This window comes from Streptococcus sp. SK140 (genome assembly GCF_000259525.1).
In the GTDB taxonomy this organism is placed as follows: Bacteria; Bacillota; Bacilli; order Lactobacillales; family Streptococcaceae; genus Streptococcus.
Window position 1 is genome coordinate 1 of the sequence record NZ_AJML01000027.1, and the last position, 14,611, is coordinate 14,611.

A 14,611-nucleotide genomic window follows, 5' to 3' on the forward strand; every position below is an offset into this window, starting at 1 on the left:
AGAAACCAACTAAACAAACAGTTAAGTTTGAAGGAGCAGGCGATAAGACTCCAGGAGACAATGTCCAAGATGACTTTACATTTACTGGTAAAGAAAACAAAGCTTCTGGAACTACAACATGGAATGAAAAGAGCCATACTTACGGTAAGGTATCTGTTCCAGTAATTCCAGGTTACTACGCTGATAAGACAGAAGCCGGTGGTAAGACAGTTACTCCAGAAAATCCTGAAGTAGTAGAGATTGTTACCTATAAACCACTTGGAAGCTTGGTTCCAAAATCTGATGATCCTAAATTCCCATCAACACCAGATGTGAAATATCCAAATGATCCAACAGATCCAACAAAACCAGGAAAACCAGTTGTTCCAGACGTACCAGGCTACAAACCATACTTGCCAGATCCAAAAGATCCAAGCAAACCAGGTAAACCAGTAGAACCAGGTAAGGAACTTCCAAACCTTCCAACAAACCCAGGTGATGACACACCAATCATCTACGTTCCAATTGTACCAGTAACTCCAGAGAAACCAGTAACTCCAGAGAAACCAGTAACTCCAGAGAAACCAGTGACTCCAGAGAAACCAGTAACTCCAGAGAAACCAGTAACTCCAGAGAAACCAGTGACTCCAGAGAAACCAGTAGCTCCAGAGAAACCAGTAGCTCCAGAGAAACCAACCTCTGCTAAAGAAAATACTCCTCAGTTGCCAAATACTGGTACTGAAGATCATACTAGCTTAGCAGCACTTGGACTTCTTGGAGTAATGAGTGGATTTGGACTTGTAGTTCGTAAGAAAAAAGAAGATTAAAATAAAAATTTAATCCTATTGAAATTACTTCGGACTAGATGATAGAGTCTATAGCATTAAGAGGACAAACATTTTAAGAATGTTTGTCTTCTTTTTAGTTATCAAATTTGGTATTCAATATTACCTTACAATACTTTATAGAGATAATTTTGTATGTGTAATACTCAAAATGAATCAAACTTAATTTTTTATGTGGAACACTTTATGCAATTGAAAATATACTCTCAAAGAATATTCAAAATTAAAATAATAATACTTGGAAATACTAGCTAAAAACTAACTCCAGAATGTCAAAAATTTACTAAATTTTCCTGAGTAGACTAAGATAGAAAATTATAAAAAATGTGTTTTAGCCAGATTTATCTGCATTAGTCTAGCTTTTATCAATGGAAAATGTTATAATAGACTGTATTTAAAAAAATTTTAAGGAGAAATGACAGAATGTCTGTATCATTTGAAAACAAAGAAACAAACCGTGGTGTCTTGACTTTCACTATCTCTCAAGACCAAATCAAACCAGAATTGGATCGTGTATTTAACTCAGTAAAGAAATCTCTTAACGTTCCTGGTTTCCGTAAAGGTCATCTTCCACGTCCTATCTTCGACCAAAAATTTGGTGAAGAGTCACTTTACCAAGATGTTATGAACGCTCTTTTGCCAAACGCTTATGAAGCAGCTGTAAAAGAAGCTGGTCTTGAAGTCGTTGCACAACCAAAAATTGACGTCACTTCTATGGAAAAAGGTCAAGACTGGGTTATCACTGCTGAAGTTGTTACAAAACCTGAAGTTAAATTGGGCGACTACAAAAACCTTGAAGTATCAGTTGATGTAGAAAAAGAAGTAACTGACGCTGACGTTGAAGAGCGTATCGAACGTGAACGCAACAACTTGGCTGAATTGGTTATCAAAGAAGGTGCTGCTGAAAACGGTGATACTGTTGTTATCGACTTTGTTGGTTCTATCGACGGTGTTGAATTTGACGGTGGAAAAGGTGAAAACTTCTCACTTGGACTTGGTTCAGGTCAATTCATTCCTGGATTTGAAGACCAATTGGTAGGTCACTCAGCTGGTGAAACTGTAGACGTTATCGTAACATTCCCAGAAGACTACCAAGCAGAAGATCTTGCTGGTAAAGAAGCTAAATTCGTAACAACTATCCACGAAGTAAAAGCGAAAGAAGTTCCAGCTCTTGACGATGAACTTGCAAAAGACATCGATGAAGAAGTTGAAACACTTGCTGAATTGAAAGAAAAATACCGCAACGAATTGGCTGCTGCTAAAGAAGAAGCATACAAGGATGCAGTTGAAGGTGCAGCAATCGATAAAGCAGTTGAAAATGCTGAAATCGTTGAACTTCCAGAAGAAATGATCCACGAAGAAGTTCACCGTTCAGTAAATGAATTCCTTGGAAACTTGCAACGTCAAGGTATCAACCCTGACATGTACTTCCAAATCACTGGAACTACTCAAGAAGACCTTCACAAACAATACGAAGCAGAAGCTGAGTCACGTACGAAGACTAACCTTGTTATCGAAGCAGTTGCGAAAGCTGAAGGATTTGACGCTTCAGAAGAAGAAATCCAAAAAGAAATCGAGCAGTTAGCTGCAGACTACAACATGGAAGTTGCACAAGTACAAAGCTTGCTTTCAGCTGAAATGTTGAAACACGATATCGCAGTGAAAAAAGCTGTTGAATTGATCACAAGCACTGCAACAGTAAAATAATCTTTACAAGATAAAAGCCCACCGGATTCGGTGGGTTTTCTTGTACTTTATTTTCCGAAAAATTCCTGCAGGTCTTCTTGGCTAATCCCAATCATGGCTGGAATATTAGACCAGTTGTCTTCGGTTAGAATATAGGATTGTTCAGTGTCTGTTGAGATGGCAGTATCGGTAGCAAGTTGGTTTGTTTCCTCGGCATCCTCCATTAGGTCAGCGAAACGTTCAATCAGATAGGTCTTACGAGCTGTTCCGATATGTTGAGTTGCATAGTCAAAGGCCTGTATTTCGCCTAGTAGGATCAGCTTGCTTTTGGCCCGAGTGATAGCAGTGTAGATGAGATTACGCTCTAACATGCGCTTACTTGCACTGGTGATAGGTAGAATAACGACGGGAAACTCGCTCCCCTGAGACTTGTGGATACTCATGGCATAGGCTAAGCGAATCTTGTACCATTCATTTCGAGGATAGGAAACCTCGTTACCATCAAAATCGATGACAATCTCATCCTGCTTGGACTCGGTGTATTTTCCTGGAATCAAGTCTGTAATATAACCTAAGTCTCCGTTAAAGACATTGACCTCTGCATCGTTGACTAGGTGAATGACCTTATCTCCTGTTCGATAGTGACACTGAGGAGCTTCAAAGCTAAGCTGGTCTTTTTGTGGAGGATTGAGTAGGTCTTGCATGAGCTGGTTGATGGCATCAATACCAGCAGTTCCACGGTACATAGGGGCAAGAACTTGAATATCACGAGCAGGTATGCCACTTCTGATAGCAGCACCTAGGATTTTTTCAATGCTAGCCTGGATATGGTTACTAGCGATTTCAAAGTAGGAGCGATCTGCTTTTTTCTGGGTAAAATCTGCAGGTAATATTCCTTGACGAATCTGACTTGCAAGAGTGACAATGGTTGATTCTTCGCTCTGACGGTAGATTCTTTCTAAACGTGTTTGAGGGATGGTTGGTATCTGGAGTAAATCTGCTAGGACTTGACCAGGACTGACAGAAGGTAACTGATCGCTATCACCAACGATAAGGATTTTACTGTTAGAGGAGATATTGGAGAAGAGCTGGTTAGCTAGCCAAGTATCTACCATGGAAAACTCGTCAACAATGATAAAGTCAGCATCCAAATAATCTTCCAGATGGCTGGTATCGTCGTCTCCAGTCATACCCAAGTGGCGGTGAATAGTTGCACTAGGCAAGCCTGTTAACTCATTCATGCGACGGGCTGCGCGACCGGTGGGAGCAGCTAGGAGAATGGGCAGATTGCTCTTTTTCTTGAGGTCTATCCCTTCTAAGAGAGCATAGACAGCTATAATGCCGTTGATAACAGTAGTCTTACCTGTACCAGGTCCACCTGTAAGGATAAAGACCTTGTTCTGGATAGCATCGCAGATGGCCTGTTTTTGAATGCTATCATACTCAATCCCCAGTTCTTCCTCAACAGTTGCGATATGTTCTTGAATGGTTTCTAGATCCTGTTTTTTACTCTGACCTTTTTCGAGGATTCTGATGAGATGGCTGCGAATCCCTTCTTCTGCAAAAAAGAGGCTATTATCAAAGATTTTGGTATCAATCTGCTGGACCTTATCTTCTTCAATCAGATAAGCAAGCTCTTGGGCAACTTGACTCGGCTCTAGTTCGACTAGACGGGAGGATTCAAGAAGGTTGAGGGTTTGCTCCAACAAGTCTCTAGCTTCCATATAGGTATCTCCCGTTTCCATGCAACCTTGAAAGAGACTATGGACGAGACCAGCACGGAAGCGCTCGGGAGCCTGGCTCTCAATCCCCAATTCTTGGGCTAATTGGTCAGCGATGGTAAATCCCAAGCCCTTGATATCCTCGACCAGTTGATAGGGATAATTCTCGACAATCTCTAGCGTTTCTTCCTTGTAAAAGTCTTGAATCTGAAAGGCTAGTTTATTTGGGATGCCATAATTAGCCAGTTTGGCTAAGACCATCTCTGTTCCGTAATTAAGACGAAGAGTTGAGATGAAGGCTTCACGATTTTTAGCAGAGAGTCCAGAGATTGATTGGAGTTTGTCTGGATTTTCTAAGATTTTGTCAATAGTATTCTCCCCGTAGATATCCACAATTTTCTGGGCTGTTTTGAGTCCAATTCCCTTAAAATGACTACTGGAGAAATACTTGACCAAGCCCTGACTAGTCGGCTTGGTTCTCTCATAGCGAGTCATTTGTAGCTGTTCCCCATACTTTGAGTGTTGGACAATTTGTCCCCAAAAGGTGTATTCCTCTCCTTCAATGATATCAGCCATGGTACCTGTGACAATGATTTCATAATCATCAAAGTCTTCAGCATTGGTATCCTCAATATCTAGGAGCAAAATGCGGAAAAAATTGCTGACATTTTCAAAAATAATGCGTTCAATGGTGCCTGAAAAATAAACTTCCATAAAATTCCTTACAATAGTTTCTGAGAAAATGTATCCCAGATTTAGTCAAAATAGAATGAGAAGAGGCTGAGATAGAAAATTCTCGGCCTCTTCCTAGTTTTTAAAATGTTCCGATACGCTTGAGTGGCCAGAAGCGGAATTTGGCTTCACCAATGATATCTTTTGCCTTAAAGGTACCAACATGTCGACTGTCGCTAGATACCAGACGGTCATCACCCAGTAGGAGGTATTCACCCTCTGGTACAGTGAAGGTAAAGCTAGTGTTGTAATTAACATCTAGGGTAAAGGCCTGAGCCTTTTGAGCTAAAGTTCTAAAGTATTCTCCCTTTTTACCATCCCAACCAGTTCCAGTATAAGTGCTTTGGAGTTTATCTTCCTTGAAACGCTTGAGGTATTCTGCTAAATAGGGCTCATCAGTTTCTTGACCGTTAATATAGAGTTTATCATTGTCATAACGAATAGTATCTCCTGGCATACCAATGACCCGTTTAACGATATCCTTGTTCCCATCGTCTTCATGAGCAACTACAATATCAAAACGATTGATTGGGAGATGTTTAACCACAAAGAGGATTTCTCCATCTGCTAGGGTAGGATCCATAGAATGTCCTTCTACGCGGACATTGCTCCAGAGAAAGAGACGGCTAAGACCTACTAGTGTAATAAGTAGGAAGATAACTCCCCACTCTTTTAAAAACGATTTTAAATATTTCATAATTTACCTTTCTAGCATTTTTTTTGCTTTTTCAGTATTTTTAAAGTGTAGTTTGGCGCAGAAGTTGAGTCCCTGCATACCATAAGCACGAAGGATTTGGCTAGCTACCTTATCAGAAGCTGTTCCAGCCCCGCTTGGAAGTTGATAACCAAGTTCTCTACCCAGATTTTCGAGATTTTCTAGAAAGAGATCACGCGCAATGATAGAACTTACTGCGACAGCCAAGTACTTACCTTCAGCTTTTTCCTCTAGGCTGACTGGATTAGAAAAATGATTGGCTTCATTTTTTAAGTACTTCTCATAGTTTTGAGCACTCGTAAAAGCATCGATCACAATCTTTTCTGGCTGGACTCCCTTTTGGAGGAGGAGAAAAATCGCTTGATTATGCAGAGCTACCTTGACGGAAACGGCATTGTAGCGCTCTCCGATGACTTCATTATACTTACTTGGAGAAAGAAGAAGCGCTTGATGATGGATTCTCTCCTTAAGCAGAGGGGCAAGCTGACGAATCTTTTGGTCTGTCAGAGTCTTAGAATCCCCTACACCTAATTTTCGTAGGAAGTCATGTTGGTCAGGAGTCACAAAGGATGCAACTACAGCCAGACCACCGAAGTAGGAACCATTCCCCACCTCATCTGTTCCAATCAAGGAGAAATTTTGTCCGCTAGTTCCTTGACTGACCTGATAACCAAAAAAACTGGCATAGTTTTCAGCCATTTCTCCCTGAAGCAAGACTTTTCCAGAAGTGTAGATGGAAACACTAGCTTGGGGAAGCTTCAAAAAGTAGCGAATATAAGGATTTTTACTAGGAGTCAGTGCCTGTTCATATTGCTGAACAAAGGCTTGGATTTCCTTTTCACTCGGGGTTAATGTAATACTTGCCATAGTTCTTATTGTACCATAAAAGCTGTAGAATTGGTAAAAACTGACAAACTTAGTGAAATTTGGTATAATATCGTGAGGTGAATTTTATGGCAAATTTAAATCGATACAAGTTTACATTCGGCAAAAAAACATTGACCCTAACAACTGAGCATGACAACCTCTTTATGGAGGAAATTGCCAAGGTCGCAACAGAAAAATATGAAGCAATCAAAGAACAAATGCCTGGAGCGGATGATGAGACAATCGCTATTTTATTAGCAGTCAATAGTTTGTCAACTCAACTCAGTCGTGAGATTGAATTTGATGATAAGGAGCAAGAATTAGAAGCTCTCCGCCATCAGGTTGTAGCAGCAAAACAAGAACAGAGCAAGATAGAGGATTCGCTATGATTTCCGTCCTTCTCTTATTGGTTCTTGCATGGAGCTTTTATATCGGTTATCGTAGAGGGTTAGTTCTCCAGGTTTATTATTTTGTAGCAACTGTGATTTCAGCTCTTCTTGCAGGAAATTTTTATCAATCTTTAGGGAAACAATTTGATTTGTTGATCCCATATGCAAGTCCACAGCAAGGGCAGGGAACCTTCTTTTTCCCGTCGAATCAACTTTTCCAGCTGGACAAAGTCTTTTATGCAGGTCTTGGTTATCTCTTAGCCTTTACGGTGTTTTACTGCTTCGGTCGATTGCTGGGTCTCTTTCTTAATCTTCTACCGACTAAAAAGCTAGCGGGTCAATATTTCCGTATATGCGCAGGAGTTTTATCAGTGGCTGTGACCTTATTTGTCCTCCAGATGATACTGACTATTCTTGCAACTGTTCCTTTACAAATTGTTCAAAATTCACTTGAAAACAGTTTTGTAGCTAAACATATTATCCAGAGTGTTCCCATCACTAGTCATGTGATTAAACAACTCTGGGTAACCAAAATAATCGGATAAAAAGGGCGGGAACTATTCCTAGCCTTTTGTTTACAATTTCATACTCTTCGAAAATCTCTTCAAACCACGTCAGCTTCGCCTTGGATTATATATGTGACTGACTTCGTCAGTCTTATCTACAACCTCAAAGCAGTGCTTTGAGCAACCTACGGGTCGCTTCCTAGTTTGCTCTCTGATTTTCATTGAGTATCAATAGTTTAGGAGCCTTTTTGAAAAGAGTGAGAATTTTAAAAATTCGTTCGCTCATTACGAAGGAAAAGAAAATGAATAAAAAGATACTAGAAACATTAGAATTTAATAAGGTCAAGGCTTTATTTGAGCCTCATCTTTTGACCGAGCAAGGATTAGAGCAGTTGAAAGAACTTGCTCCGACTGATAAAGGAGACAAGATTAAGCAAGCTTTTGCAGAGATGAAGGAAATGCAAGAACTCTTTGTCGAGCATCCTCATTTCAGCATTTCGGCAACAAAAGATATTGCTGCAACTAGCAAACGTTTGGAGATGGGTGCTGACCTCAACATCGAGGAATTTCTCCTTCTCAAGCGTGTCATCTTTGCCAGTCGTGAATTGCAGAATTTTTATGACAATCTTGAAAATGTACGTTTGGACCACCTAGCTAACTGGTTTGAGAAACTTCATGATTTTCCACATTTACAGGGAAATTTACAAGCCATCAACGAAGCTGGATTTATTGAGAACTTTGCTAGTGAGGATTTGGCACGAATCCGTCGAAAAATCCATGATAGTGAAAGTCAAGTCCGTGATGTCTTGCAAGACCTTCTCAAGCAAAAAGCTCAGATGTTAACAGAAGGCATCATTGCTAGTCGAAATGGTCGCCAGGTTCTTCCTGTCAAAAATACTTATCGAAATAAGATTGCTGGTGTGGTTCATGATATCTCTGCCAGTGGGAACACTGTTTATATCGAACCTCGTGAAGTAGTCAAGTTGAGTGAGGAAATCGCAAGTCTTCGTGCAGACGAACGCTATGAGATGATGCGTATCCTCCAAGAACTCTCTGAAAGAGTAAGACCTCATGCAGCTGAAATCGCCAATGATGCCTGGATTATTGGACATTTGGACCTGATTCGTGCTAAGGTTCGCTTTATCCAAGAGACGGAGGCAGTAGTACCTCAAGTGTCTGAGGGACAGGAGATTCAACTTCTTCACGTTCGTCATCCTCTTGTAAAAAATGCAGTCGCAAATGATGTGCACTTTGGGAAAGATTTAACAGCTATCGTCATCACGGGTCCTAATACGGGTGGTAAGACCATTATGCTCAAGACCTTAGGTTTGACCCAGTTGATGGCCCAGTCTGGTCTACCAATTTTAGCTGATAAGGGTAGTCGTATAGGGATTTTCGAGGAGGTATTTGCGGATATCGGAGATGAACAATCCATCGAGCAAAGTCTCTCAACCTTCTCTAGTCACATGACTAATATCGTAGATATTCTGGGTAAGGTCAATCAGAACTCCCTCTTGCTACTAGATGAGCTTGGAGCAGGTACGGATCCCCAAGAAGGTGCTGCTCTTGCCATGTCTATCCTAGAAGACTTACGCTTGCGTCAGGTCAAGACCATGGCAACCACTCACTATCCTGAACTTAAAGCCTATGGTATTGAAACGGCCTATGTTCAGAATGCCAGCATGGAATTTGATACAGCTAGCCTGCGCCCAACCTATCGCTTTATGCAGGGAGTTCCAGGTCGAAGCAATGCCTTTGAAATTGCCAAACGTCTAGGCTTGTCGGATGTCATCGTAGGTGATGCCAGCAAGCAGATTAATCAAGACAATGATGTCAATCGCATCATTGAGCAATTGGAAGAACAAACACTTGAAAGCAGGAAACGTCTTGAGAATATTCGCCAAGTCGAGCAAGAAAATCTCAAGATGAACCGTGCCCTTAAAAAACTTTATAACGAGCTCAATCGTGAGAAAGAAACTGAACTCAATAAGGCGCGAGAACAAGCTGCTGAGATTGTTGATTTGGCCCTAGCTGAGAGTGATGATATACTTAAAAATCTTCACAGTAAATCTCAACTAAAACCACATGAAATTATCGAAGCCAAGGCTAAGCTCAAAAAATTAGCCCCTGAAAAAGTTGACCTTTCTAAAAACAAGGTTCTTCAGAAGGCCAAGAAAAAACGAGCTCCAAAAGTTGGAGATGATATTATCGTTTTAAGCTATGGTCAACGTGGTACCTTGACCAATCAACTCAAGGATGGACGTTGGGAAGCACAGGTTGGCTTGATTAAGATGACACTTGAGGAAAAAGAATTTGACTTAGTTCAGGCTCAGCAAGAAGCGCCAGTCAAGAAGAAACAAGTTAACGTCGTTAAACGTGCAGTAGGCAAAGGTCCACAAGCTCGACTAGACCTTCGTGGCAAACGCTACGAGGAAGCTATGGAAGCCCTGGATGCCTTTATCGACCAAGCCCTGCTCAACAATATGGCCCAAGTTGACATCATCCATGGTATCGGTACAGGTGTCATACGTGAAGGGGTAACTAAGTACCTACAAAGAAATAAACAGGTCAAGAGCTTTGGCTATGCACCACAAAATGCAGGTGGATCTGGCGCAACCATTGTAACCTTTAAGGGATAAAGCGAGAATAATGAAAATTTGAATAAAATTCTCTGAAAACAATTGACAAGTTCTGTTTTTTCTTGTAAAATAAGAAAAATTAAATACAACACCGAATGAAGTTTAATAGAAGTGGAAAATCGTTTGATTTTTCATGACTGTAAATGGACGGAACTCTGGAGAGACCGTAAAGGCACCGAAGGGGCAAGGCAGGCAACTGCTCAAACTCTCAGGTAAAAGGACAGAGCAATGATAGAGCGCTTTTTGGCATTTATCGATGCATTCCAGAGTACATGTTTTTAACATGTGCTCTTTCTTTTGGGGTTGAATAGATAGGAGAAAAGGATGTTAAATTTGCTAAAAGAGCTAGATGCTCTGGTATGGGGCCCACCCCTTTTGATTTTATTGGTTGGTACAGGGATTTACTTGACTCTTCGTTTAGGGCTTTTACAAATCCTGCGTCTCCCTAAGGCCTTCCAGCTTATTTTTACCAAGGATAAGGGGCATGGAGATGTGTCGAGCTTTGCTGCCTTGTGTACAGCCCTAGCAGCAACTGTTGGTACAGGAAATATTATCGGGGTTGCAACGGCTATCAAGGTTGGTGGACCAGGTGCTCTTTTTTGGATGTGGGTGGCTGCTTTCTTTGGAATGGCAACCAAGTATGCAGAAGGACTACTTGCTATCAAATATCGAACCAAGGATGATCATGGTGCGGTAGCAGGAGGACCGATGCATTATATCCTTCTAGGGATGGGCGAAAAATGGCGCCCTCTTGCAATCTTCTTTGCTGTAGCTGGAGTACTAGTTGCACTTTTAGGGATTGGTACTTTTACTCAGGTGAATTCCATTACAGAATCCGTGCAAAATACGGCTAGTATTGATCCGACAATTACTGCACTTGTTTTATCTATTTTTGTAGGGATCGCAGTCTTTGGTGGGCTCAAGTCCATTTCAAAGGTGTCAACTACAGTTGTTCCCTTTATGGCTATTGTCTACATCTTGGGAACCTTGACAGTCATTTTCTTTAATATCGATAAAGTACCGGCAACACTTTCACTGGTCCTCACATCAGCTTTTAGTCCCATAGCTGCAGTGGGAGGATTTGCAGGAGCTAGTGTTCGGATGGCTATTCAAAATGGTGTGGCGCGTGGTGTCTTCTCAAACGAGTCTGGACTGGGTTCAGCTCCCATTGCGGCTGCGGCAGCTAAGACCAACGAACCGGTGGAGCAAGGTTTGATTTCTATGACAGGAACCTTTATTGATACCTTGATTATCTGTACTTTGACTGGTTTGACAATCTTAGTGACTGGGGTTTGGAATGGTAATTTAGATGGTGTTGCTCTAACTCAGTCAGCTTTTTCTACAGTATTTTCTTTCTTTGGACCTGCTCTTTTAACGGTCTTCTTGGTACTCTTTGCCTTTACTACGATTTTGGGATGGAACTATTACGGAGAGCGTTGTTTTGAATTTCTCTTTGGCGTTCGCTTTATCTGGCTTTATCGTGTGGTCTTTGTACTCATGGTCTTGCTGGGAGGATTTATCGAGCTGGATATGGTCTGGGTCATTGCGGATATTGTTAATGCCCTCATGGCTCTACCAAACTTGATTGCACTCTTAGCCTTGTCGCCAGTTGTTATTGCTGAGACTAAGAAGTATTTTGATAAATAAGCTAATCACACATCTGGTGTGATTTTTTGTTTTCATAAAAATTTTTTATCAGTGCAATTTAAAATATATATTATGCAAGGTATAGATTCTGTGTTAGACTTATTGTCAACGAAAAGCTAATGAGTCATCAATCAAGGCAAGGATTTGTTCAATAGGCTGATGAGATTTCGTAAGATTTTCGCAGAAATCATTCAATTACAAAACGAAAAGAGGTCCCCTTATGACAACATTTACTATCCACACAGTAGAATCAGCACCAGCAGAAGTGAAAGAAGTTCTTGAAACGGTACAAAAGGATAACAATGGCTATATTCCAAATCTTATCGGTCTTTTGGCCAATGCCCCAACAGCCCTAGAAGCTTACCGAACTGTTGGAGCTATTAACCGTCGCAATAGTCTAACACCTGTAGAGCGCGAAGTGGTGCAAATTACTGCAGCCGTAACTAATGGTTGTGCCTTTTGCGTCGCTGGTCACACAGCCTTTTCTATCAAGCAAATCCAGATGAATGATGACCTTCTCCAAGCCCTTCGCAATCGTACCCCAATCGAAAGCGATCCTAAGCTGGATACCCTAGCTAAGTTTACCTTGGCAGTCATCAATACCAAAGGGCGCGTAGGAGATGAAGCTCTTGGAGAATTCCTTGAAGCTGGCTATACGCAAGAAAATGCCTTGGATGTTGTTCTCGGTGTTAGTTTGGCAACGCTCTGTAACTATGCTAATAACCTGGCTAATACACCGATTAATCCAGAATTACAACCTTATGCATAAGAGGAGGACAAAGTATGGGATTTTTTTCAGAAGAATTTTTAAGCTGGTTAGACCAGCACGCTGATGAAATTGACAAAAAATCATGTCAAGCTGGAGAAGAACTGATTGAGAAAATTGCTGCAGAAGGCGCCTTTCGTGTAGGGGTTCCCAAAGTTCTTGGAGGGCTAGGTGGAAATGATCAAGATGTTATCGATATCCTTGCTGAACTCGCTCAACATTCCTTAACAGCCTCCTTTATCTCATGGGGGCAACGAACTTTAATAGACAATATTCTTCATACTGATAATGCTTATTTCAAAGAAGTTTACTTGGAAAAACTCTTATCAGGAGAATATGCAGGCGCTACGGCCTTATCTAATGCAGTCAAGTATCTATCTGACTTAGAAGAACTAAATGTTCGAATCCTTGAAGAAAATGGGGATTATTACCTAAAAGGCCGACTTCCTTGGGTAACCAATGCTCGTAGGGATCGCTTCCTCACTATTTTTGTAGCAGGATTTGCAGATGACCCGAGCCAAAGTTACGTAGTAGCCGTACCATCGGACGCAGAAAACTTTAGTCGTTCCGAAGATTTGGAATTTGTTTCTCTCCAAGGAGGGAATACAGCAGCTCTGACTTTTAACAAGGTATCTTTAAAGGAAGAGTGGATTCTATCGAGGGATGCTCATCAATTTTTAGCGCAAAATCGTCCAGCCTTTTTAGGCTACCAATTTGGCCTAGCCTTTGGTTTGGCTGAACGTTCACTCTCAGAAGTCGAAAAAGAATTGGGGAAAAGAGATGTCTTGAAGGAAGAATGGCAGCATCAGGTCGAACAGTTAGATGATATTCGACATTCTCTCTATCAAGGACTATCTGAAGAGTCCTATTTCGTTAGAAATCCGCGTGAGCTATTCCAGTTACGAATTAATATTGTTGATGTTGTTGCTCAAAGTCTCTTGTTAGAACTACAAGCTGGTGGCGGTAGAGGATACTTTAGTAAATCGACATCTGGTTTCATACGTCGTTGGAATGAAGGTGCCTTTTTGCCAATTGTTTCTCCTAGTGCTGTGCAATTGCGACATATTCTAGCGACAAACTAAAAATAAAGAAAATAAAAACGAGGTTTATCTTTTTAAACTTCGTTTTTTAATACTTCATTTAAGCGCTTTTATGCTATACTGATAATAACATGACTATTGGAGGTTCACATGAAAAAACTCCCCTTGGCCTTTTCAGGGTGCTTATTGGGATTGGCTGGAGCAGGCAATCTCATCCTGGATATTTTTCCACTATTATCGCACGTCTTTAGTTTGTCAGGCTTGATTTTATGGTTTTATTTTTTATACAGTCATCTTAGTGATTGGCAAGAAAGCCAGCAAGAACTTAAGAAAGCTCCTCTATTATCGGGAATGGCGACCTTTCCCATGGCAGGGATGATTTTATCAACTTATTTGTTACGAATCTTACCCATGAACATGAGCATTGTTGCGCAGATTCTTTGGTGGTTTGCTTTTCTTTTAGATGTAGGTTTAATCATTTACTTCACTAAAAATTATGTGCAGACTAAACCAAGAACGAGCGCAACGCCAAGTTGGACAGTTCTCTATGTAGGGATAGCAGTAGCAAGCTTGACCTACCCAGTCGTGGGCATAGTCGAGATTGCCTATGGCGCTTGGATTTTTGGTTTTACCTTAACCCTTTTCCTTTATCCTCTGATTTATCAAGATTTGAAAAGTAATCCATTGCCACGGGCTTTGCTGGGGCAAGAAGGAATCTATTGTGCTCCCTTTTCTCTATTGTTAGCAGCACTCGTTCGGATCGGAGGTTCAGGACTTCATAACTGGATTTTGCTAGTCATGATTTTTGCCTCACAGACTTTCTTTTTCTTTGTTCTCAGTCGTTTACCAAGGATTTTAAAACAGGGATTTCAACCAGCTTTTTCAGCCCTAACCTTCCCAACTATCATCACAGCAACTTCATTGAAAATGGCCCAGGGCATCCTACAGTTTCAAGCTCTTAACCTCCTCGTTTGGTTAGAAACTATCATTTGTTTAACAATCCTTGTCTACGTATTAGTAGAATATGTGAGATATTTAAGAAAATAAAAGACCCCCTAGCACGGAGAAGTGTTAGGGGT

At 41.0% G+C, this 14,611-nt stretch carries 12 protein-coding genes and 1 riboswitch; of the genes, 9 read left to right on the forward strand and 3 right to left on the reverse strand.

The features are described 5' to 3' along the window. Positions 1 to 806 (forward strand): mucin-binding protein (locus tag HMPREF1116_RS12460; RefSeq protein ID WP_007555358.1); only part of this gene is annotated, 806 nt, incomplete at its 5' end. A gap of 441 nt (positions 807 to 1,247) precedes the next feature. Then, positions 1,248 to 2,531 carry a trigger factor gene (gene tig, locus HMPREF1116_RS07570; RefSeq protein WP_000116499.1) on the forward strand — a complete coding sequence of 428 codons (1,284 nt, stop codon included), beginning with the start codon at positions 1,248 to 1,250 and terminating at the stop codon, positions 2,529 to 2,531. Between the two features lie 47 nt (positions 2,532 to 2,578). Here the strand turns inward: tig and recD2 are convergent, their stop codons facing one another. From recD2 to rnhC, 3 genes are all read right to left on the reverse strand, one after another. After that, positions 2,579 to 4,945, reverse strand: a complete 2,367-nt coding sequence (gene recD2 / locus HMPREF1116_RS07575; protein ID WP_000454530.1) for an SF1B family DNA helicase RecD2 — start codon at positions 4,943 to 4,945, stop codon at positions 2,579 to 2,581. A gap of 100 nt (positions 4,946 to 5,045) precedes the next feature. Beyond that, complete coding sequence (gene lepB / locus HMPREF1116_RS07580) at positions 5,046 to 5,660, reverse strand: signal peptidase I (protein WP_007555342.1); 615 nt, start codon at positions 5,658 to 5,660, stop codon at positions 5,046 to 5,048. Between the two features lie 3 nt (positions 5,661 to 5,663). Continuing rightward, positions 5,664 to 6,545 (reverse strand): ribonuclease HIII, encoded by an 882-nt coding sequence (rnhC, locus tag HMPREF1116_RS07585; protein ID WP_000146889.1) that lies wholly within the window; start codon positions 6,543 to 6,545, stop codon positions 5,664 to 5,666. A gap of 86 nt (positions 6,546 to 6,631) precedes the next feature. Between rnhC and zapA the strand changes: the two genes are divergently transcribed. The 7 genes from zapA to HMPREF1116_RS07615 all read left to right on the forward strand — a co-directional run bounded on the left by zapA (position 6,632) and on the right by HMPREF1116_RS07615 (position 14,579). Continuing rightward, positions 6,632 to 6,934, forward strand: a complete 303-nt coding sequence (gene zapA / locus HMPREF1116_RS0102305; RefSeq protein WP_000002025.1) for a cell division protein ZapA — start codon at positions 6,632 to 6,634, stop codon at positions 6,932 to 6,934. Then, a complete protein-coding gene (locus tag HMPREF1116_RS07590; RefSeq protein ID WP_000626491.1) occupies positions 6,931 to 7,479 on the forward strand; it encodes a CvpA family protein in 549 nt (182 codons plus the stop codon). The genes zapA and HMPREF1116_RS07590 overlap by 4 nt, the downstream gene beginning before the upstream one ends. A 263-nt stretch (positions 7,480 to 7,742) precedes the next feature. Beyond that, on the forward strand, positions 7,743 to 10,079 hold the full coding sequence (locus HMPREF1116_RS07595; protein ID WP_001035043.1) for an endonuclease MutS2: 2,337 nt from the start codon (positions 7,743 to 7,745) through the stop codon (positions 10,077 to 10,079). Positions 10,080 to 10,224: 145 nt separating this feature from the next. Next, positions 10,225 to 10,313: riboswitch (glycine riboswitch) on the forward strand. Between the two features lie 90 nt (positions 10,314 to 10,403). Next, positions 10,404 to 11,726, forward strand: a complete 1,323-nt coding sequence (locus tag HMPREF1116_RS07600) for an alanine/glycine:cation symporter family protein (protein ID WP_000933399.1) — start codon at positions 10,404 to 10,406, stop codon at positions 11,724 to 11,726. 220 nt (positions 11,727 to 11,946) lie between these two features. Further along, positions 11,947 to 12,495 (forward strand): carboxymuconolactone decarboxylase family protein, encoded by a 549-nt coding sequence (locus HMPREF1116_RS07605; RefSeq protein WP_000206770.1) that lies wholly within the window; start codon positions 11,947 to 11,949, stop codon positions 12,493 to 12,495. 14 nt (positions 12,496 to 12,509) lie between these two features. After that, positions 12,510 to 13,574, forward strand: a complete 1,065-nt coding sequence (locus HMPREF1116_RS07610; RefSeq protein ID WP_000505569.1) for an acyl-CoA dehydrogenase family protein — start codon at positions 12,510 to 12,512, stop codon at positions 13,572 to 13,574. 108 nt (positions 13,575 to 13,682) lie between these two features. Next, positions 13,683 to 14,579, forward strand: a complete 897-nt coding sequence (locus tag HMPREF1116_RS07615; RefSeq protein ID WP_000735929.1) for a TDT family transporter — start codon at positions 13,683 to 13,685, stop codon at positions 14,577 to 14,579. Positions 14,580 to 14,611: the final 32 nt, after the last annotated feature.